This window comes from Algoriphagus machipongonensis, from assembly GCF_000166275.1.
GTDB lineage: Bacteria > Bacteroidota > Bacteroidia > Cytophagales > Cyclobacteriaceae > Algoriphagus > Algoriphagus machipongonensis.
Genome location: NZ_CM001023.1, coordinates 472,522 through 495,300, shown reverse-complemented (window position 1 = coordinate 495,300; position 22,779 = coordinate 472,522). Strand labels below are relative to the sequence as shown.

The window sequence follows — 22,779 nt, the reverse complement described above, 5'->3', positions numbered from 1 at the left end:
GATTGATATCCTCCTTACGCAAAATCCGCCAAAAACTCCTCTCTCAAAACCGAGTGACCCGGTATTTAATCTATGCTCTTGGGGAAATTCTTTTAGTCACCATTGGAATTTTAATCGCTTTACAGATCAATTCCTGGAATCAGCAACGAATTGAAAATAATGAAGAATTGGAAATACTTGTAGGGCTAAAAAATGAATTCGAAAATAATCTGGAGGAATTAAACTTTAGCATCACTATCAATCAAAAAGTAACCGAAGCAAGTGTGCAACTCACCCAACTGATACGATCAAATGCCCTTGAAAATGATCCTGAACTGTTGGATGACCTGCTTGTAAGGATAGGCACATTTAATTCATTTGATGCCCAAACAGGAGTGTCTAGCGAAATCGTCAATTCAGGAAAATTGACCCTTTTGAAAAATGATGCCTTACGAACTCAGATTGTAAATTGGCTGACACTTTTGGTAGATCAAGAGGAGGATATTCTTTTTAGATCAGATAATTATACCATCAACTTAATGCCATTTTTGATGAAACGTTTCCCCTTAGCAAATGGAGACCTCACCAAAAAACTGCCATTTGACAGGAAAAATTATCTCAAAAACTACCAAGAAAAATCCCCATTTAAGTTCAAGTTATCTGAGCAGGAATATTTAGAATTTGAGAATCAAATTTGGCATCACAAACACAACAATGATTATGTTTCTATAAACGAATTGAACTTAAAAGACTTTTTAAAAACAACTCTTAAAATGGTAGAAGAAGAATTGAAAAAAAAGAAATAGCATGATATCAATTTTCCGGAATCCATTAACGACTCCTTTTTAAAAAGCTTCGACAGAATCATCAAGGAAATCAGTGATCTGATTAAAATTTTTAGAGGTCTCCATCAAGGATTTTTGAAGCCTATTTTGATTCACTTAATATTTTAGGTAAAGGATACAAAGCTTTTCCAAGAGTGTGATTTGATGGGAATGCAATGTTAAATGTTAATAAAATTCAGTACCTTCTAAAAATAATTATACAAAAAAGTATTTTGGAGGCTGATTAAATAGATAAATTTTTTTGAGGGTAGGGTAAAATACAAACTCGAGTTGATCGAGGAGAAAATGAAAATTTCAAATAATGAAAAAAATAAATACCTATACCAACTTTTTAAAATTTAGGGCACTTCTAGTTCTGACTCCTCTTTTCCTTTTGGCTTCAACATTTTTTTCCCAAGCCCAAAATTACATTTTCAATAACATCACATCCGATGATGGATTGCCAAGCACTTCAGTTACGGATGTTACTCAAGACATCTACGGTTTCATCTACCTAGGCACCTGGGATGGAGTATACCGCTTTGATGGAAAAGACTACGAGAAAATTTTTTACCAACAAGGCCGATATGTAGAAGCAGATGATAAAGGTGGGGTCTGGATCGAAGTCCAAAATGGAAATCTATTTTTTTATGATTCCAACCTAGATACGCTGATTTCCTATATGAATGTGGATCCAAATAGACGCTTTATCCAAGTTCTTTTGGGAATGGATGGAGAAGTATTCGCAGCCACTTCCAAAGGCATCATGAAATTAGATTCGGCAAGTAATAATTTTGTGCTAGAACCGGGACAGGATGATGGCGAAGTTTTGGAACTTAATATCGGAGAGGACGGAAGGATCAATTTTATTCTTATTCCAGCTGGGAGTGAAGAACAGAAAATAGGAAAAAGACATCCAGATGGAAAATTTAGCTATGAAGAATTCCCACTGGATGAAAATACCCCAAATAAGCCCTCCTTTAGTGATTCTTATACTACCATTATTTTCCCCTATGGGAAATCAGGAACAGTATTGTTTAACTCTAATGGGATTGCTTCCCGAGAGTCAGATAAAGATGCTTGGACATTTAAAAAAGTAAGCGATCCTGAAATACTTCAAGAGAAGGTCAGTGAAATTGATGCTTCTTACCTCCTCCTTGAGAATGAACTTTGGCTCAATCAGATCAATGCCATTTCTACAATAAATCTTGAAACAGGGGAGTCAACAACTATTCAATCTGGAACCAACATCCAAAAAGAGCTACTGCCTACGGCGAGCAATCATGGAAGCCGTTTATTTCTGGATGGTCAAGGAGTTCTTTGGATCCCTAAATTCGCATATGGCATCAGTCTCTTAAATACCTATCAGTCGGATTTTGGCCTCTTACGAGATGAGCAGGGGAAAGTCATTCCCGATATTCTTTCATCCTACGAGCTCTCAGATGGTTCCTTCTGGGCAGGTCAGCGGATTAGCAATGAAAAGGGATTGATTCATTTTGCTTCAGACAGAAAAACAATCCTTCACAGGATAGGAGGTTTCTTTGGAAATTTTACTCCCGGTGGGAAAACTACAGGAACCGTTTTATCCCATCCCTTTGCTTGGGCGATTACACAGACTGAAGATTCTACTCTTTGGGTGGGAACAGGCTCTCCCGGTTATGAAAATGGCGGACTTAATCGAATAGACCCAAAAACCGGTCTGATTACCCGATATAAAAATGACCCGGAAGATTCGACCTCACTTAGTAATAATTGGATATCTGGAATCTATAAGGACCCTCAAGACAAACTTTGGCTAAATTTAAGCAATGGGATAGATTTTTTTGATCCAGAATCAGAAACTTTTACTTCAATCGTGAAAGGCAACAAAGATGTATATTACCGAGCGGCTTTAATTGATTCAAAAGGAAATTTCTTGATACAAAAAGATTATGCTCAAAGCTCTTGGTTATTAATCGATACGGATTCAAAAGCCATTGTCAAAAATGGAAATTTTTTCAATAAGGATTTAGGGTATATTACTGCAATGCCAATTCTGGATTCCCAAGGAAGAATATGGATTGCCTCTGTTGACGGTTTTGGCTATTTCGATGAGAACTACGATGGATTGAAGGTCTGGAAGACATATGAAGAATTCGGATTTCCTGATTTGGAAATAAGAGCTTTCAGCTTTGATGATCAGGGTAATCTATATCTTGCCAGCTCGGAAGGTATTATTCAATATCATCCAGAATCTGGCAAGACGGTTCGTTTCGGATCAGAGCGGGGTCTTCAATCCAACCTTTTTGAAACTAAGCAAAATAACAGGGGGCCCTCTGGGAGAATTTACTTTTCTGGAAATGGAGGAATGAATGTCTTTGATCCTAAAGAAATAAAAACTAATCCTTATCCCCCAAAAATTATTATTCGGGGAATTACCCTAGATGGAAAAAGCTACCAAACCTTTCTGGACTCTACTGATAGGAAGCCCAATCACACTTTTTCTTCTTTGACCATCCCTCCTGGAATCACTACACTTTCTATCAATTTTGCTTCTATCCACTTAGGAGGAAGTGGTAAAAACAATACCCAATATCGCTTGCTGAATTTTGATGACAATTGGCAGGATGCAGGCGGTAACGGAAATGCTGTCTTCACCAACTTACCCGCCGGAGATTACATTCTTGAATTAAAGTCTAGCAATCTGGATGGTATTTGGAGTATAGAGCCTTTCCAACTCTCAATAAAGGTGCTTCCACCATGGTACCAGACTTGGTGGGCCTATGTTCTCTACTTTAGTTTGTTTGTCATTCTTTCCTATGCTTTTATCAAAGAGCAAAGCCGAAGAGCCGCTAAAAAAGAAAGAGATAAGGTGAGAGACCGGGAACTTGCTCAAGCTAAAGAAATCGAAAAAGCCTATTCTGAACTCAAATCCACCCAAGCCCAACTGATCCAGTCCGAGAAGATGGCCTCCCTTGGTGAGCTCACCGCTGGCATTGCCCATGAGATTCAAAACCCGCTAAATTTTGTGAATAATTTTTCTGAAGTCAGTGAAGAGCTAGTAGATGAAATGAATGAGGAATTAGAGAAAGGGGAAATTGAAGAAGCGAAATTTATCGGGAAAGACCTCAAAGAAAACCTCTCCAAAATTAACCATCACGGCAAGCGGGCAGATGCGATCGTGAAAGGAATGCTGGAGCATAGCAGGGCCAATAAAGGAGAAAAAGTCCTGACGGATTTAAATGCCTTGGCGGATGAATTTGTCCGGCTTTCTTATCATGGTTTAAGGGCCAAAGACAAATCCTTCAATGCTGATTTTAAACTAGAACTTGATCCTGATCTTCCAAAAGTCAATATGGTAGCACCCGATATCGGGCGGGTGATTTTGAACTTAGTGAACAATGCTTTTTACGCCGTAAATGAAAAAGCAAAATCAGGTTCTGATAACCAAATCGACGAAGGCTATCAACCTGAAGTAACAGTAAAAACAACGGTAATAAAGTCCCCTTCAGGGGATTTAGGGGTAGAGCTTTCAGTTAAAGACAATGGCAATGGAATTCCTGATTCAGTAAAAAAGAAAATATTCCAGCCCTTTTTTACTACTAAACCCACTGGATCGGGAACTGGTCTAGGGTTAAGCTTAAGCTATGATATTGTGAAGGCCCATGGAGGGGAATTGAAGGTGGAATCTATGGAAGGTTTGGGTTGTAAATTTATAGTTCAATTTCTTCTAATAGCTTAGATGATTCCTTTTCTATATAGAATATATATATGTTTATAATAAAAGTTAAACTTAGTTTATAAATAAAATTTTTCTATTTCTTCAAAGAAAAATAATTTTTAATACTGGTATTATCATATAAAAACATTAGAGCCATTAAATTTTTTAAAAAACCTATTTCTTATTATTATTTTTTTGATTGGATTTTTCATTTACCATTTTCGCAAACAACCATTAATAAGTTGATTTTTAATGTTTTGATAAAAAATTTAGCTATTTTGTATTAGTATTTCACATGGTTATTTCTGTGTTTGAGAAATAGAAAAATGTAGTTTTTAATAAAAAAATTTAATGCTGGATTATTTAAAATCCCATTGAGTTTATCATTCGATTCTTTAATCTTAAAATAATATCATGAGAAAATTACCTAAGCTCTGCAAGGGGATAGTGATACTTTTTTTTCTTGCATCAAATTTTTCTTTTGCTCAAAATGTCGTTCTTGAACAAGGACAAAATGGCGGTATTGATAGTGAACCTACCAACCCAGTCATCTGGGCAACTGGTAATTCCAATTCCGGTAACAGCCATTTTTTGGAAGGTCAATCCATCCCCTATCGTTTGACGATATCCAAATTGCAATCGGGGAATCATATCTTAGAAATAGAGTGGGACACCAATAAAGATGGGAAAAACGCAATCGATTATATCACCAGTTTCGACAGGATTTGCGAAGAAGTAATTCCTAGTCTTGAGACACCCAATTATGGAATAATCCCAGCTCCATCCGGAGCTCCTCAGCCCATCAACAGCTTTAACCAACTTTCTGAGGAGGAAAGAAAAATCGCAATTTATGGAGGAATTATCAATCAACTTTCCTATGTGATTGAAGAAGATCTCTCTATCAATAACTCAGTCACAAGACTCAGTATTTCATTTACAATAGATGGTGATAATGGGGCTAATAACGAGGTAATATTAGCTTGGGGTGGACATATCTCCAATGCATTGGATTGGGGTGCTGGAAATTCAGCTTCTAGCATCAATGGTTCCCCATACCATACTCGAATTGTTTCTTTAGATGGAAAATCAGTTGGAAATAAAAGTAGCTCAGTGCAGGCAGCTTCTGAATTGGTTGGTCTACCTATTGAATGTAGTATTCAGGGAGATACAGAAGTTTGTGCCGGAAACACAGCCTCTTATTCTGCTCCTGAGGGAGCCTTATCCTATGTTTGGACTCTGAGTGGAGAAGGAGAAATTATTTCTGGGCAAGGAACCAATTCCATAATTGTAGACTGGAAAGAGTCAGGCATTGTATCTGTGGAAATGGAGGAGGAAACTACTTGCTTCCCTTCAAAATGTAGCATGGAAGTGACCTATTCAACTCCACCTGATTTATCCGTCGTAGATGCAATTTTATGTAGTACCGAAAATGGAGGAAACACTGCAATTGCAAATCTTTATGATTTTGTCAGTGTGGAAATTGAAACCTTGATTTTTACTCGTAATGGCGAAACCATAGAAAGCCCAGAATCTATTTTAGTTACTGATGGGGATGAAATTGTGGTTTCTACTACCGGAAATTGTGGAAGTACTGAAACTTTCAAAGTGACAGTAAACGACCGTCAGATTTTTGGAATATGTACCCAAGGTAAAGTTTATGACTTGATTGGTTCTGAATTAAGCGCCCTCCACGAAATCTTTGAACAAGGTCAAACAGTGGTGTCTAATGAGGTATTTTATATTTACGGCAATGAGGTACTGATCGAGGCAATCTATATAAAGGATAAATTTTCCGAGGCAAAGGCTATTCTTGAATCCTTGGGATTTGTTACGCCATCGGAAGAAGAACTAAAACAGGATCCAAATTCTTTGATCATCGCAGGTTTTTTCCCAATTGAAAAATTATTGGAATTAAATCAATTCCCAGAAACCCTGAATTACGTTCGCCCTGCTATTCCTCCAGTTGCCAATAAAGGAGCAACAACAACACAAGGTGATCGGGTAATGCGCTCCAATTTAGTAAGAGCAGGATATTCTCATTTTGAAGGAGATCAACCTATCGATGGAACAGGGATAAAAATCGGTGTTTTATCAGATAGTTACGCCACTCGTTCAGATGCTGGAGTCAATACATTGGCCAATGATATTTCCAATGGTGATTTACCTGAAAACACTTACTTTTTAAGAGATATGCCAAGTCGCTTTGGGACTGGAACAGACGAAGGTCGTGCCATGATGCAGATTATCCATGATGTTGCTCCAGGCGCGGAACTTGGTTTCAGAACAGGGGTTCTTACAGCAGGAGATTTTGCACAAGGTATACGGGATATGGCTGCTGCCGGTAGTAATATATTAGTAGACGATATATCCTATATGACTGAGCCTATTTTTAGTGATGGTAAAGTCGCGAGAGCAGTGAATGAGGTAACCGATAATGGAGTATCTTATTTCACTTCAGCAGGAAATTTTGGAAGCAAAAGTTTTGAGGGGTTATTTAATCCAACTACTGATGAAAATATTCAATTACCATTAAATAGTGGAACCTGGGATGGAGGCCGAGTTCATCAATTTAGTGATGGAAATACCACCCAATCTATTAACGTTTTCCCAGGACAAAATGGCCCTGCAGTTTATATGATTGCACTACAGTGGGAAGATCCTCTTTATTCAGTTGATCAGGTAGGTAGTTTATATGACCTTGATATTTACCTAAAAGATTTCGATGTTCCCTTATTTGGCTTTAACAGAGACAATTCAAATGGTGACCCTATAGAAATTCTTTCTTTTACAATATCAGAACCAACCACTATTGATCTAGTAATTGCAAGGGAGTGCGAAAGCTGTTCTGATATGGATTCCAATTTGGGAATCAAGTTTAAATATGTTGTTTATAGAGGCGAACTGGACCCAAATGATACAAATGGAATCAATGCTTCCTCTATTGTAGGACATGCAAATTCAGAGGGTGCTATGACTGTGGGTGCCGTACTTTATGCAAACACTTCTGTTTTTGGATTTGACCCAGCATTAGTTCCTAGTGGAACAGAGCCTTTTACAGTCGCTTCTTTCTCCTCAAGAGGAGGTACAACCACCAATGGTGTCGTGAGAGCCAAGCCCGATTTTACAGCGCCGAATGGGGTGAATACTACCGTAAACTTTGGAGCTCCAAATCTGGAAGGTGATGATTTTCCAAACTTCTATGGAACATCTGCTGCTGCTCCTCATGCTGCTGCTCTTGCATCCTTGGTGATGCAGGCACGCATTAAATATTATCCTGAAACCAAACCAACGGATTGGGTTGGCGAGGCTGGTGTCAGTTTACCAGAAGATATCCGGAGAGTTTTAAAGTCTACTGCCCAAGACATGCATGAATCCGGTGAAGATTTCAAATCAGGATCAGGCCTTGTAAGAGCAGATAGAGCCTTATTGACACTCGCTACTCCAAACCCAGACAATATAGAATTAGTATATGAAGAAGGAACAAACCCGGGAGAGGCTGAATTTCAATTGATTATAACAGGGACCAATCTATACGAAGGTTCGAATGTTTATTTGAGAGAAGAGCAGCTTGAAGCCATTTATGGAGAAGATGAATTTGGAACTGGGTATTTAACTGTAACAGTACCCACATTTGAGGGTAATCCTGGTGTCACAGTAGTAAATAATGCAATTTCTGACACTAATGAAGATGGTGGAACCGCCGGCCCTGAATACTTCTTTGATATCGTTAAAAAGACCATTGCCATCAGAGCAGATGATCAGACTAAAAAATACGCGCAAGTTATAGAGCCATTTACTGCAAGTGTGTATGAAAGAGTGGATAACAATTGGGTGTTAAGTGAACTGACCCTCGAGGATGTTGGACTGACTCTTGATCCAGAAAATCCAGACCCTTCCTTACAACTCGTTTCTCTAACTAGTACGATTACAGGCGATTTGGCTGAAGTGGGGTCTTATATTATTACTGCTTCTCATGCTCTACCAGGGGTTACATTCTCAGATTTTTATAATTATGTAGGTGTTTTGCAGGAAGATGGAACACTCTTTTACGACGGGACAAATAATGCCTTCGGGAATTATGGTCCAGGAATAATAACTGTAGAAGCATTACCTATCACCATCAAACCTGTTGATCTGGTTGGCGATATTGCTTTAGAATACGGAGAGTCAATTAGCGATGCGATTGAATTTGAAGTTATTATCCCTGAGGAACTTATCGAGTCTGAAGGTGTAGTAAAAATAAATAACATCGAAGGTTTGAAAAATAGCATTCTGAATGAATACATGCAGGATCTAGAATTAGCCAAAAGAGAAGGAGATAATAGACTTCCACTGGGAATTTTTAATGGCAGGATAATTATCAACAAAAACAGCTTTGTCAATAAAAGCTTTATGGTAAGTAGCCGAACCATCATAAATGCTAGAACAATGATTAATGGCCGAATCATTATCAATGGTAGACCAATTATTAATTCTGCATTTGATGTGCCGGCTACATCATTTCTTGAATACCTAGATGACCCTCTAAATCAGGATCTCAAAACTGTCAGCATAAATGGCCGACCCATTATCAATGCGAGAACAATGATCAATGCGAGAACAATGATCAATGGTAGAATCATTATCAATGGCCGAACCATCATTAATGCACGTACGATGATCAATGGAAGAATCATTATTAATTCTCGTACAATCATCAACAGCAGTGGTGGTGAAGAAGAAACAGAGGGAGGAAATAACCTTGTGATTTTTGGTGAAGCAGATTTGGAATTGGCCGAAGAGGGAGAAAATTCGGAAATAGGTAAGTACTATGACTTCGGTGAAGAAATTGGCGAAAATGATGACGACTTCAACCTTGAATTCTTCTCCGTCAATATGGTCACTGGAACAGATGTAGGTAACCATTTAATTATTCCTGGAACCTATGAATCCAGAAACTTCATTTCATCTTACTTACCAGCAGATCTTACCATTAATCCAGCTCCTCTAAATGCAAGCACATCGGCAATACCAGATATGATTAATTATGGAGAAGCAGCTCCTGAGTATAAAACTGAGTTTGATGGTTTTGCGATTAGTACCAATTTCCTTGATATAGATGGCAATGAAGTAACCATTGAGGATAACGAAGAGTCTGTTATCAGCTCCATTTCCTATAAACTTCTCAAGGAGAGCACATACTATGAAAGCAATGGAGTAATCAATGCTGGAATTTATGAGATTGACCCAACGATTACTTTTGTAGAGCCTTCAAATTATAGCCTAGAAAATATTAACAAAGGTCTTTTGTCGGTTGATAAGGCAACTCCGACTGTTTCAGTAACTGGAGGAAGGTTTGAATACAATGGAGCTCCGATTGAAGCAACCGCTTTAGCTTATGGAATTGGGGGAATTGAGGATGTTTTAGACCCTAATCTCATTAATATAGAATACTCAGGAGTAGGAGAAACTAGTTATGGACCTAGTCCAATTGCTCCAATTTTCCCAGGTACCTACGAGGTAATTGCAACCTATATCGGAGATGAAAACTATAATTCCGCCAGTTCAGAATCTCAAGCATTGCTCATCGTAGGCTGTATCAATGAAGCTCCAATCATGGGTGATTTTGAAACTTCTATGGGAGCAGGAAATTCAAGTAATCCTGCCATGATCAAGAAGCCTGCAAATACCCAGGTAGGTGATTTATTGATTGTAGGATTGATGTTTGAAAAAGGTGAGGCACCTTCTGTTAATCCGACTGATAAAAACTGGGTACTCATTCAGCGTGTAAATCAAGAGAATCAGGTAGCTATGGTTACCTATTACAAAGTTGTAAAGGACAACAATGAACCTGAGGAATATGGCTTCAGAATTAATCAATCTCCAAAATGGACCATGGGAATTACTCGAATTAGTGGAGCAGATGTAGATCATCCTGATGGTCCAATTGTGACATTTAGCGGTACCTCTGGTTCTCAGGGATTCATAGCAACAGCACCTTCTCTTACAACTGAGGAATGTAACACCATGGTGTTGGTATTCTATACCAATAAGAAAAATTCAACTTGGGAAGGACCTGAAGGTACTATTGAAGTTTACGATGATCCTAATGATCAACAAGGTTTAACTTCGAATATGATGTCCTACTTTATACAAAGTGAAGAAGGCACAACAGGAGATTTAAGTGCTACTTCCTCTGCAAGCGAGCATTGGATAGCTCAGGCGATCGCTATACGTCCAAGAGTTTCAGATTTTGAAAATGCCAGGATTAATCCATTATCAGGCGAAACAGCTACTGAAATAGTGATATCCGAGGGAATGACCAATCTACAAAGAGAAGAAACAACATCTCGCTTAATCGCTTATCCAAATCCTGTCAAAGACAAATTAAATCTCGATTTAAAGGGTCTTGTTTTGGAAGAACCAACTGATTACTCACTGGTTATTTTGGATGCAATGGGAAGAATCCACCATTTGCCAAAAACTTGGTATGAAAATGAAAGTCGACTGGAATTAGATTTCTCTCAGATGCATATGGGTCTTTATGTGATTCATGTCAATACCGTGAACGGCATTAAATCCGTCAATGTGATCAAAGACCCTTAAATATTTGAGAAACAGCTCTTTTTGAAACGTATGGAAAAATATTTCATACGTTTCTTTCCTTATATTAATAGGGCTGAAATACAACTAAACAAAGTGATGAAATGAGTAAGTTTTCTCTTTATTAAAATGAAGTATATAAAAAATAGACATAAAAAGTTGAAGACCACCAATCTGAACAAGGCCAATGAATATACATATACAAAGGTAAAATGAATCGATTTTTGACTGCCAAAAAGTACATCCTCTTTTTAATCCTGCTTTCTTTTTTTCTTTTAAACAAAAGCAAAGCACAAACTTCTAGGGCCGACAGTTTATTGAGTTCTATAGAAGCTTCAAAAGATGACAGTTCAAAAGTTAATCGGTATGTCGAATTGGGGATTGAACTCTTAGGCTCAGATTTAACAGAAGCCTTGCAATACTTTGATGAGGCCATTCAACTGGCGACTGAAGCAAACTATATAAAGGGATTAGCAGATAGTCACAATGCCTTGGGAAGAGCCTATGCACAACAGGGAAACTTCCAAGAATCTATTCTGACTTTTCAAGAGGCCTTGAAATTCTACCAAGAAATTCAGGATAAAACCGGCGAAGCAAATATCCTTAGTAATCTAGGTTCAATTTATTATTTGCTTGGAAACAATACGAAAGCATTGGAACTCCATTTCAAATCTCTCAAAATTTCAGAGCAACTAGACAACAAACTAAGAATTGGAACTTCCCTCAATAATATCGGGACTGTTTACAGTAAAAATAGCAATACATTCAGTGAAGCACTGACAACCTTCAAAAAATCACTTGAGGTATTTGAAGAGATCAATCTCGAATCAGGTATGGCAATAGCTGCCATGAATATAGGGGAGGTATACTTTTTGGAATCCAATTACGATTCTGCCACCTATTTTCATGAAGTGGCTTTGGGACTTTGTGATGGGACTCTTGACGCCACATTTCCCTTAACTCAACTTGGTGAGATTAGTTCTCAATTGGGGAATTTTCAGGATGCTTACAGATATCATCAAAGAGCATTGGATATTTCAAAAAATTTAGATGCCAAATTTGAGTTGACACAAAGCCTTATCGGATTAGCGAAAACGCAAATTATACAGCAAGATTACAGAGGAGCAATATCAAGTTTTGAGCAAGCTAAATCTTTAGGGATAGAATTAGATGCTAAAAATGAACTGGTAGATATTTATGAAAATCTTGCCAACACAGAAGCCAAGATCGGAAATTATAAGGATGCATATGAAAATGAGATCAATGCCAAGTTAGTCAAAGAAGAAATAGCAAAATCAAGTACAGAGCGTAAAATACAACAACTCCAATTTGAATTTGAGCTGGACAAAAAAGAATCAGAAATTGAGCTTCTTCAAAAAGATACTGAGCTGAAAAATGCCAAAGTATTTAATCAGAAGATTTTTATTATTGCTTCATTAGTGGGCCTAGCGATGTTTGTCATCATCAGCATATTCCTTTTCCGAAACAATTTAAGCAAGCAGAAGGCCAATCGGCTTTTACAAATCCAAAAGGAGGAAATCCGCATTCAAAGGGAAAATGTGGTTTCAGCCTATGATAAATTGAAATCCACTCAAGCTCAATTGATCCAATCCGAAAAAATGGCCTCGCTGGGAGAGTTAACTGCTGGGATTGCCCATGAAATTCAAAACCCTCTCAATTTTGTAAACAATTTCTCAGAAGTAAGTGAGGAAATGATAGAAGAAATGAAAGAGGAATTGAATAAAGGTGAATTTGAAGAAGCAAAAATCATAGGAGAAGAAATTAAACAAAATCTCTCCAGAATAAGATTACATGGAAAGCGTGCTGACTCTATTGTGAAAGGCATGCTGGAACATAGTCGATCTAATCAAAGGGAAAAAGCTCCTACTGATTTGAATTTGCTGGCCAATGAGTTCTTACGCTTATCCTATCATGGAATAAGAGCAAAAGACAAGGCTTTTAATGCAGACTTTGAAATTGATTTAGATGAACATCTACCCAAAGTAACAGTGGTTCCTCAAGACATTGGTCGAGTCATTCTTAATTTGGTAACCAATGCCTTCTATACCGTCAATGAAAAATCAAAACTCGGAATCGAAGGTTATCAACCAAAAGTTATTGTGAGCACTAAGAAAACTGAAAAAGGAATTGAGCTTTCGGTAAAAGACAATGGAAACGGCATCCCCGACTCTATCAAAGAGAAAATATTCCAACCCTTTTTTACTACCAAACCCACTGGACAAGGTACTGGATTAGGACTAAGCCTAAGCTACGATATTATTAAAGCCCATCAAGGAAACCTGATAGTGAAAAGCACTGAAGGGAAAGGAACAGAAATGATCATTTTTTTACCTGTTGAATCTGCGGAAGCCTTAAAACAATAAATTTCATGATTACCACTAGCCCTAAAATTGGCTAAATCAAAAATTATAAATAAAGATCAACTGAATATTTCAATATACTCACACTCATTTTTAGACCTTATTCATCAAACTGAATAGATCCTCCTTGTATTGCTTCCCAATAGGAAGAGTTTTTCCGTTCAATTCAACATTGGAATCTGTAATTGCGTCCAGTTTCCCAAAGTTGACCATATAGGATCGGTGAATCCGTATGAATCGTTTGTGATCCAATTTATCACAAAGTTTATTCAATGGACTCACAATAAGAAAAGGTTGCTGTAAAGTGATGATTTTGCAATAATTTCTTTCAGCTTCCACCCATAAAATATCATCTAGCATCACTTTTATTAACTTATTCTGATTCCTGATAAATATTCTATCTCCTTGTTCATCTAAAACAGGTTCAGTTGAAACATTCATCATGGGTTGCTCCTTAACTCTTTCTTCCGCCAAGGCTATCGTTCTCTCCAGATTACGCTTGGTGAAAGGCTTTGAAATAAAAGCAAATGGCTGGGTTTCTTTTGCTTTTTGAAAAGTGGCATCATCCTCATTTGCCGTCAAGAAAATTAAAGGGATGTCTAAATTTTGGTGAATGACGTGAGCTGCCTCGATGCCATTGGTATTCCCCTTTAATTGAATATCCATCAAGATGATATCTGGCTTTGATTCCAAGGCATGATGAATAGCTTCTTCCCCTTTGGTTTCTATACCTGTGACCTCATAGCCTAGTTTACTCAACTGTAAACTAATGTTGGCTGCAATAATCATATCATCTTCTACTATTAGTATTCGGGTTGGGTTCATGCAGCTTTATTTAAGATAAATTCAAATGAAAATGAGGTGCCTGATTCATTGTAAAAATTCATTTTACCATCTAATTGACGTGTTAGTAGGTTGATTAATTCTTTACCAAACCCAGTACCTTTGGAAGGTGAGTCCATTTCCATTCCTATTCCATCATCGGAAACATTAAGAAAAAGACATCCATCTCTTTCTTGCAAGGAAACAGAAATTTTCCCAACACTCTTTTTTGGAAAAGCATATTTCAATGAATTAGAAATTAACTCATTAACAATCAAACCAATGGGAATAGCCAAATCTACATCCAATTCAATGGAATCCATATCAATTTCGAAGGTTACTCTATCTTCGGCATCAAACGTATCTAAGATGAAACTACCCAATTCCTCAAAGAACTTTTTCATCTCCACTTGTTTCAGATTTCCCTCTTTATACAAACTCAGGTGTATCATCCCCATACTTTGTACTCGGGTATAAGTTTCCTCCAACATCTGCTTAAACTCTAAGCTGTCTATACTCGCAATCTGAAGGGAAAGTAAACTGGATATGGTTTCCAGATTATTTTTCACCCGATGATGAATTTCTTTAAGCAAATATTCCTTTTCCTTATTCCTTTTTTCTAAAAGTTGACTATACTTCTTCTTTCTCAAAAACACCCGGTATAGTAAGAATAAAAACACCACAGCCACAATTGCCAACGTTAGGTAAAATGCCTGCATAAGCCTGTTTTTTGCCAGCTCTGCTTGCTGCAATTTGATGGTATTCTCTTTTTGGGAAACTTCCATTTCAGTTTGCAGTATGGCTATTTTTTCTTCCGCTTCATCAGAAAAAACATCTCTTCGAAGTTGGTTTGATCTTCGTGTTGCTTCAAGAGCATTTTTAAAATCTCCAATACCTTCATGGGCTTTGCTTATCTCATCAAATACTAAACTCAAATAAAATTTATCTCCAAAATTAGATTTGATATTCGCTAAACCACTTTCCAAATAACCTACTGCATCCAAGTGATCTCCTGAGGTATTACTAGCCTTTCCCAATGCCAGGTAAGAACGCATTATCATAAATTCGTTCTCTAAAAGTTCTGCATATCGTAATGCTTCCAATCCAGATTTTTTTGCTCCTGTGAAGTCTCCTAAAGTTGATTGCAAATTGACTAGAGCGATAAAAGAATCACTCAGATTATTATAAAAACCATATCGTTCTCCTAAAACTACTGACCTTTGAAAGAAATCAAGTGCTTTTTCTGGCTCCCCTAGGTCTACATAAAATTGCCCTACCAAATGCAGCGTAAAATCATAATCTAGGTCTTTTAGTCCTCTTTTTTCAAATAATTCAACTGATTTTAACCCAAAAGCCAATGCATCTTCAAATTTTCCTTGCTTCCAAAAAAGGTTACTCATATCTGAATAAGCCATAGCTACCGCCTTCGGATCTCCGTATGTTTCTCCAATCTCAAGAACTTTGGAGGCATAGGAAAATGCTTCCCCTAACAAGCCTTTTCTCTCGTAGACATAACCCAAATTGGTATAAAGCAACCAACTTTCGCTTTCAGGGATTTTATCAATTGCTTCCTTGAGTACCATCTCTGCAGGATCCAATTCCTCCATCCGAAGTAAAATAGCACCTTGAGAAACCATCAAATGTCCTTCCCAATAACTATCTCCCATTTCTCTAGCTTCCAATAAACCTCCTTCTATAATGCTAAGAGCTTTTGTAAGATTACGGGTATGGTAGTAATAGCCCAGGTCATTTATAATTTCTAACCTTAAGGTATCCTTCTCACTTATTTTGAGTAGTGTATTTTCAAGTTGATCCAGGTAATCTGCCTGAAAATCGTCCGTCTCCACGAATACTTCTTGATATTGAAAAAATCCATTTTTTTCAACTATCTGGGCCAAAAGCCCAAAGGGAATTAAAAAAACAGTTAGAAAAAACGCTTTCCTCATTTCTAAATGTAATAAATAGACGGGTCTGAAATTCAATTTATTGTATATAAAATTTACTTCGGGAAAAATAAGTACCTGTTCGGAAAGACTTTCGATGGGTTCGTACTAAACCGTTTTCATTACATCTTTAAAAAATCCATCTTAATAGTAGAGACACTCCAAAAATGGATTGTTTTTTAAACCAATCTGATTATGAAATATCTTTTTATGCTAGGCTCCATACTGATGATAGTCAGTTGCAGTCAAAATCAGAGATATACTCAGCAGTCGCCAGAAATCGAAATTTTTGAATCTGTCGTTGCTAACTATGTGAACGGAGAATGGTCTGAATATGAATCAAAATATGCAGAAGGAGCAGAAATCTTCTTTAACGCTACGGAGGAAAATCCTTCTTCCATTCAAGAAGCTATTGCCGGTCAAAGATTGAATTTAGAGCCCCTTTCATCTTACACAATTGAAACAGATGATGATGAGTTAGAAATGGTCGTAACAGACGATGGAGAAACTTGGGTAAACTATTGGGGACTTTGGAAAGGTACCATTGCAGCCACGGGCGAAACTATAGAAACTCCAATACATATCACCTCTCAATTTGTAGATGGGAAAATTGTTAAAACATTTGGCTATTGGAATAATGCACCAATGCAACTCGCTATGATGAAAATTCAAGAAGAAGCGGAAGAAATGGCTTCCAATGAGACGGAAGAAGAAGACAACTAGGGACAATTTTTTTAATCACCGGAAGAAGACTCAATAAGGGGTTGAGTCATTTCTTCCGGATTTTTTTATTTTCTAATTATTCCTTATTGAACCTCTTTAGAAGAAAGATCAACTCTGCTTTTCTATTGATTAGGAAGTACAAAGATTTGCTAAAATCTAAATGGATTTAACTAAACTCTATTTAAAACACAATAATCACTTTTACTACTATAAATAATGATTTTAAGTATTCATACTGCGACATCATGAGTTAATTAGTTGAAATTCAAATCCCTTATACCTATGGAAAATCCCGTAATAAAGTGTAGATTATGAGGCCAAACAGTATCAAAATTTAAGAAAACTAACATCTAATAAATGTAGACCCAAAGTATCCACTGACAGCAATAGGAATAGAGGTAGTAAACTTGAAACCAAGAATTTCTTGGAGACTCACGTTTCAGTTTTTTAAACAAATTGCCAGTCTTAGAAATGAAATTTCCAGGGTAAAATAAATCCTAGATTTTGAAATACTAATGTTTTAAATCTATTGGGCAAAACAAGTTTAAAAAAGAGTTTTATTCAATTTATGATACAACCATTTTTTACAAATTCAGTAAATCACAAAAAATGAAAGTTTCCAATTTTTCATTTTTAGTAGTCCTTTTTCTTATGGTTTCATGCTCAGAAAGCATAGAGAAACCCGAGTCTGTACTCAAAGTAAATTTGAGTAAGCCTGAACAAACCAATATTTCCCAGTTACCAGACTCCCTACTTCCAGTTAAAACTTTTCTTAAGAATTCTCCTGCTCCTCAGGTTATCCAGTTCCCTTTAAATGATGGTGAATTTAATTTTTACGAGTCGGAGGGAGAAAGGATTATGCTTGAACCCCCTGCGGTTTTACCACTATTGGTAATGCGAAATGAAGATGGAGGAATCGTAAGAAATGAGGATGGGGAACCCTTCATTTTAGGAGAAGGGGGAATGGCTCAATTTACCACCTACACTTCAGATGATGGGCTTGCTCTCGATGCAGTAAACTCTTCCCTAATGGATAGCCGAGGACACCTTTGGTTTGGAACATCCGGAGGAGGCGTGAGTCACTATGACGGAACTGGGTTCACTAATTACTCTACAGCTCAAGGGCTCGCTGCCAATAACCTAAGAAGTATTATTGAAGATAGAGAAGGAAACCTTTGGTTTGGTACTGTGGGGGGAGGAGCTAGCAAATACGATGGCAAAAGTTTTACCAATTATAATACTACTAATGGACTGCCGGACGACATTGTTTTCATCATAAAAGAAGATAAAGATGGCAACCTCTGGTTTGGAACAAATGGTGCTGGAGTCAGCAAATTTGATGGGACTACATTTGAAAATTTCACTACTGAAGACGGACTTGCGGGCAATGTCGTAGTTAGCATTGAAGAAGATAAAAATGGAAACCTTTGGTTTGGTACCTATGGAAATGGCGTTAGCCGATATGATGGAAATAATTTCACAACTTTCAACACAGAAGATGGACTTTCAGGAGATCGAGTTCGTGTGATCTTTAAAGATTCGAGGGATAACCTCTGGATGGGTACAGTGGGAGATGGAGTTAGTAAATACGATGGTAATTCCTTTACCAACTTCAGTTTAGAAGATGGGATAGCAAGCATGGTGATCAGGTACATAGCCGAAGATAAAGAGGGAAACATCTGGTTTGCCACCGGTGGGGGTATTAGTCGATACGATGGAAATGATTTTACTTCCTATACCACAAGACAAGGTTTAGCCGGGAATAATGTCCTGAGCATTACCGAAGACCGAGCTGGAAAATTGTGGTTTGGGACAGATGGTGGAGGAATCAGCAGATACGATGGTAAAGGTTTCACCAGTTATACGACAGTTCAAGGATTGGCTGCCAACATAGTCATGAGTGTAGCCGAAGACAGCAATCAAAATTTATGGTTTGGAACTGCTAATGGAGGAATCAGCAAATTTGATGGAAAACGCTTTACCAATTATACCACTGCACAGGGGCTTGCCTCCGATATTGTTTACAGCATCCGGGAAACAAAATCAGGGAATCTTTGGATTGGCGGAGGAGGAGGTCTAAGCCTTTTTGATGGAAGAAAATTTACCAATTATACTACTGAGCACGGACTATCCTCTAATGATGTGTTTAGCATATTAGAAGATTCTAATGGAATTCTATGGTTTGGAACTGATGGAGGTGGGATCAGCAAATTTGATGGGGAGTCTTTCACAAATTACGCTCCAGAACATGGGCTTGCTGGTTATGCTATTCTCAGCATTCTGGAGGATAAATCTGGAAGAATCTGGATTGGCGCTGCAGATGGAGGAATCAGTGTATTTGATGGAGAATCTTTCACGAACATTACCATCGAACAAGGCTTAATAGACAATGGCGTATTCAGCATTGAAGAGGATGTTGCTGGAAATATCTGGATAGGCACCGAACATGGTTTAAGTTATCTCAATTCAAATAATATTGAAGCTCTGCTCGCCGGGGACTTCCCAGATGATAATTCCCTAATTTTTAATTTCAGTTCTGCCGACGGTCTTCCCAATGATGTGATTTTACAGATTGTCTCTTTCCCTGATGGAAAAATAGCTTTGGGCACTAATCTGGGCATTGCCTTATTTGACGGCCCCGTAGATGGCGAGCCATTTGTTGAACTTTCAAACCTAGAATTATTCAATTCAAATACTGGCTACCCTGTAAAAGATCTCACTGACGGCCAAAACGGGATGTTTTTGGATAGCAAAGGGGTGCTTTGGGCAGGCACCGGAAATAACAAAACTGCTTTGGCAAGATTTAGCTATCCTTCTCTTCTGAAAAATGAAGAATTGCCGGTGGTAGAAATCAAGCAATTAAGAATAAATGAGGAAGTTGTCTCTTGGAATTTGTTAGCTCATTCCCAAAACAATCCCGAAAGTGATGCCATTACAGCCCTCGAAATTAACGAAGAAGTGAGCACCTTTGGACGAAGCTTAAGTTTAAAAGAGCGGGAAGCGATGAGAGAGCGTTTTTCAGCCATCAAATTTGATAGCATCTCACCTTTTCATCCGATCCCTCAAAACCTTGTATTACCTTATAAAAATAACATTCTAAATATTGACTTTTCTACCAATGAAGTCTCCAAGCCTTATCTAGTAGAGTATCGGTATTTTCTAGATGGCTATGATCAGGAATGGAGCCCTATCTTAAAAAAATCAAGTGCCACTTTTGGTAATATCCAAGAAGGAACTTACACCTTTCAAGTCATGGCGAGGTATACTGGTCCCTCAGTAGGAGAAGCCGGAGAATGGACAGAACCTATCAGTTATACATTTACTGTTTTGCCCCCTTGGTACAGAAGCTGGTGGGCATACATTATCTACGGACTGATCTTTCTTTCATTCATTTACCCAATCAGCCGCTATCAGAAAAACCAAGTTTTAAAAGCAGAGCAGAAAAAAGCTCGAGAGAGAGAGCTGGCCCATGCAAGGGAAATAGAAAAAGCATATTCAGAATTAGAGGCATCTCACGAAAACCTAAAGGAAACTCAATCTCAGTTAATACAGGCCGAAAAAATGGCCTCTTTAGGAGAGCTTACAGCTGGTATTGCTCATGAAATCCAAAACCCTTTGAATTTTGTCAATAACTTTTCGGAGGTAAGCAATGAGCTTATTGATGAAATGATGGAGGAGTTAAAAAATGGAGATTTGGAGGAAACCGAAGCTATTGCCGGAGATATCAAGGAAAACTTGGGTAGGATCACACTTCATGGAAAACGTGCCGATGCGATTGTCAAAGCGATGCTACAACATAGTCGGGTGGGATCAGGTAAAAAAGAATCTACAGACATCAATGCTTTGGCAGATGAGTGCTTACGCTTAAGCTTTCACGGCATCAAAGCCAAGGACAAAACCTTTAACGCAGATTTTAAATCCGATCTGGACGAATCTATTCCTAAGATAGAGGTGATCCAACAAGACCTCGGGAGAGTCATTCTGAACATGGTGAACAATGCCTTTTATTCTGTTAATGAGAAGGCACATCAGCTAGGAGATGAAAATTATTCCCCTATGGTTAAACTATCAACAAAAAAGGTCATTGGAGGATTGGAGATTACCGTGGAAGATAATGGAACAGGAATCCCAAAAGAGATTATCAATAAAATTTATCAACCATTCTTCACCACAAAACCAACTGGGAAAGGAACAGGTTTAGGACTATCCTTAAGTTATGATATTGTTAAATCCCATGGAGGAGATTTAAGAGTTAAAAGTAGTACTACTGAATCATCGGGAACATCATTTACTATATATATTCCTGAAAAAACAGAAGCGTAATCAAGATTCTTAATAAACTAATCACCAAATTAATAGCCTAATTCAACAAATTTTCTAAACGTGCTTTTAGTAAATCTTATATCAATACTGCTTTTATTCTTCCTGAAGAAACCTTTAGGTGCAGTAACTATTTCTGAGGAATGGAAACGCTTGATCAATTATGGGTTATGGCTTGCAGTTGGTCTTCTGGTTTTAGAGTTGATTCCATTGATTTCGGCATTAGAAGTAGTGCTAAGCTTGGCATCCTATGCATTAGTAGGAATCATCATATATACTACCTTAAAGTTTCCAGAACTGGAACATAAAAAGGGTCTTATCTATGCCTGGCTTCCTATCATAGGTATTTCCATTATTACTGAAATAGTAACTTCCATTGCCCCAGAATTTTATAATAGAAGAGAAACCTATTTTGAAACGGCTGAGACTTTTGCTTTTATCTGGGCAATCGCTATGTGGATCAATAATTCCAGACAAAAGAAAAAGCTGGAAATGGAGCGTATCCGAACCATTGAAAAAGAAAAGGAGCTCAAAATCTCCGAAGAATTAAAAAGTCAATTTGAGCAACAAGTAAGAGAAAGAACTGCAGAGCTTACCTCTCAAAAAAATGAGCTCGAAAAGATTGTACAAGAGTTAAAATCAACGCAAACTCAACTGATCCATGCCGAAAAAATGGCTTCCCTAGGAGAGCTTACTGCTGGCATTGCTCATGAAATACAAAACCCACTCAATTTTGTCAATAACTTCTCAGAGCTAAGTAATGAACTCTTAGAGGAAATGAAAGAAGAAATTGATGCAGGAAACCTCGATATAGCCAAAGAAATCGTCGATGACATCACAGAAAACCTGAAAAAAATTGCTCATCATGGCAACAGAGCTGATTCTATTGTAAAGGGAATGCTTCAACATAGCCGGGTGAATTCAGGAGAAAAAATACCAACTGACCTGAATGACCTCGCAGATGAGTTTTTAAGACTTTCTTATCATGGTCTCCGTGCCAAAGACAAAAACTTTAACTCGGATTTTCAGCTCGACTTGGACCCAAACCTTCCAGAGATAAAAGTGGTAGCCCAAGATTTTGGTAGGCTGATTCTTAACCTGGTGAATAATGCATTTTATGCAGTATATGAGAAGGCGAAAACAAAGCCTGAAAACTATCAGCCATTAGTCAAAGTTACTTCAAAGTTAATCCCTGCTACAGGAGGGAAACCAGAAACCTTGAAATTAACGATTGAAGATAATGGAAATGGTATCCCTGACACGATAAAAGAAAAGATCTTCCAGCCTTTTTTTACTACCAAACCTACCGGTGAAGGTACAGGACTGGGACTGAGCCTCAGCTACGATATAGTTAAAGCTCATGGAGGAGATTTTAAAGTAGAGTCAGTAGAGGGAGAGAAAACGATTTTTACGATTTTATTACCAAATAAAGATAAATAGAGGTCTAAAAGCTGAAATTTATTATTAAAGTACCGGAGTCATCATTATTTTAACTTAATGAAAAG

At 37.7% G+C, this 22,779-nt stretch carries 9 protein-coding genes; 7 read left to right on the top strand and 2 right to left on the bottom strand.

The genetic code is table 11. From position 1 onward, the window contains the following. Positions 1-2: 2 nt before the first annotated feature. From ALPR1_RS02085 to ALPR1_RS02070, 4 genes are all read left to right on the top strand, one after another. On the top strand, positions 3-785 hold the full coding sequence (locus ALPR1_RS02085; protein ID WP_153231755.1) for a DUF6090 family protein: 783 nt from the start codon (positions 3-5) through the stop codon (positions 783-785). Between the two features lie 340 nt (positions 786-1,125). Then, on the top strand, positions 1,126-4,524 hold the full coding sequence (locus tag ALPR1_RS20960; RefSeq protein ID WP_008198077.1) for a sensor histidine kinase: 3,399 nt from the start codon (positions 1,126-1,128) through the stop codon (positions 4,522-4,524). Between the two features lie 393 nt (positions 4,525-4,917). Further along, entirely contained in the window at positions 4,918-11,088 is a 6,171-nt protein-coding gene (locus ALPR1_RS02075) for a S8 family serine peptidase (RefSeq protein WP_008198076.1), read from the top strand. A 209-nt stretch (positions 11,089-11,297) separates the two neighbouring features. Further along, the gene (locus tag ALPR1_RS02070) at positions 11,298-13,469 is read left to right on the top strand and encodes a tetratricopeptide repeat protein (RefSeq protein ID WP_008198075.1); all 2,172 of its coding nucleotides are present in this window, start codon (positions 11,298-11,300) and stop codon (positions 13,467-13,469) included. Between the two features lie 90 nt (positions 13,470-13,559). On the opposite strand, the gene ALPR1_RS02065 is transcribed toward ALPR1_RS02070, so the two are convergent. Next, entirely contained in the window at positions 13,560-14,291 is a 732-nt protein-coding gene (locus tag ALPR1_RS02065) for a LytR/AlgR family response regulator transcription factor (protein WP_008198074.1), read from the bottom strand. Beyond that, positions 14,288-16,186, bottom strand: coding sequence for a tetratricopeptide repeat-containing sensor histidine kinase (locus ALPR1_RS02060; protein ID WP_237701608.1), 1,899 nt, complete (start codon positions 16,184-16,186; stop codon positions 14,288-14,290). The genes ALPR1_RS02065 and ALPR1_RS02060 overlap by 4 nt, the downstream gene beginning before the upstream one ends. Positions 16,187-16,426: 240 nt before the next feature. Between ALPR1_RS02060 and ALPR1_RS02055 the strand changes: the two genes are divergently transcribed. The 3 genes from ALPR1_RS02055 (at position 16,427) to ALPR1_RS02045 (ending at position 22,714) form a co-directional block, all read left to right on the top strand. Then, entirely contained in the window at positions 16,427-16,954 is a 528-nt protein-coding gene (locus ALPR1_RS02055; RefSeq protein WP_008198072.1) for a nuclear transport factor 2-like protein, read from the top strand. Positions 16,955-17,563: 609 nt separating this feature from the next. Next, positions 17,564-21,277, top strand: coding sequence for a sensor histidine kinase (locus ALPR1_RS20165; RefSeq protein ID WP_008198071.1), 3,714 nt, complete (start codon positions 17,564-17,566; stop codon positions 21,275-21,277). Between the two features lie 60 nt (positions 21,278-21,337). Further along, positions 21,338-22,714 (top strand): sensor histidine kinase, encoded by a 1,377-nt coding sequence (locus ALPR1_RS02045; protein WP_008198069.1) that lies wholly within the window; start codon positions 21,338-21,340, stop codon positions 22,712-22,714. The last annotated feature ends 65 nt before the right edge of the window (positions 22,715-22,779 follow it).

Bases quoted from the DNA above. Each gene is read 5' to 3' on its own strand.
- ALPR1_RS02065 (WP_008198074.1), bottom strand. From the start codon at position 14,291: ATGAACCCAACCCGAATACTAATAGTAGAAGATGATATGATTATTGCA.
- ALPR1_RS20165 (WP_008198071.1), top strand. From the start codon at position 17,564: ATGAAAGTTTCCAATTTTTCATTTTTAGTAGTCCTTTTTCTTATGGTT.
- ALPR1_RS20960 (WP_008198077.1), top strand. From the start codon at position 1,126: ATGAAAAAAATAAATACCTATACCAACTTTTTAAAATTTAGGGCACTT.
- ALPR1_RS02075 (WP_008198076.1), top strand. From the start codon at position 4,918: ATGAGAAAATTACCTAAGCTCTGCAAGGGGATAGTGATACTTTTTTTT.
- ALPR1_RS02070 (WP_008198075.1), top strand. From the start codon at position 11,298: ATGAATCGATTTTTGACTGCCAAAAAGTACATCCTCTTTTTAATCCTG.
- ALPR1_RS02055 (WP_008198072.1), top strand. From the start codon at position 16,427: ATGAAATATCTTTTTATGCTAGGCTCCATACTGATGATAGTCAGTTGC.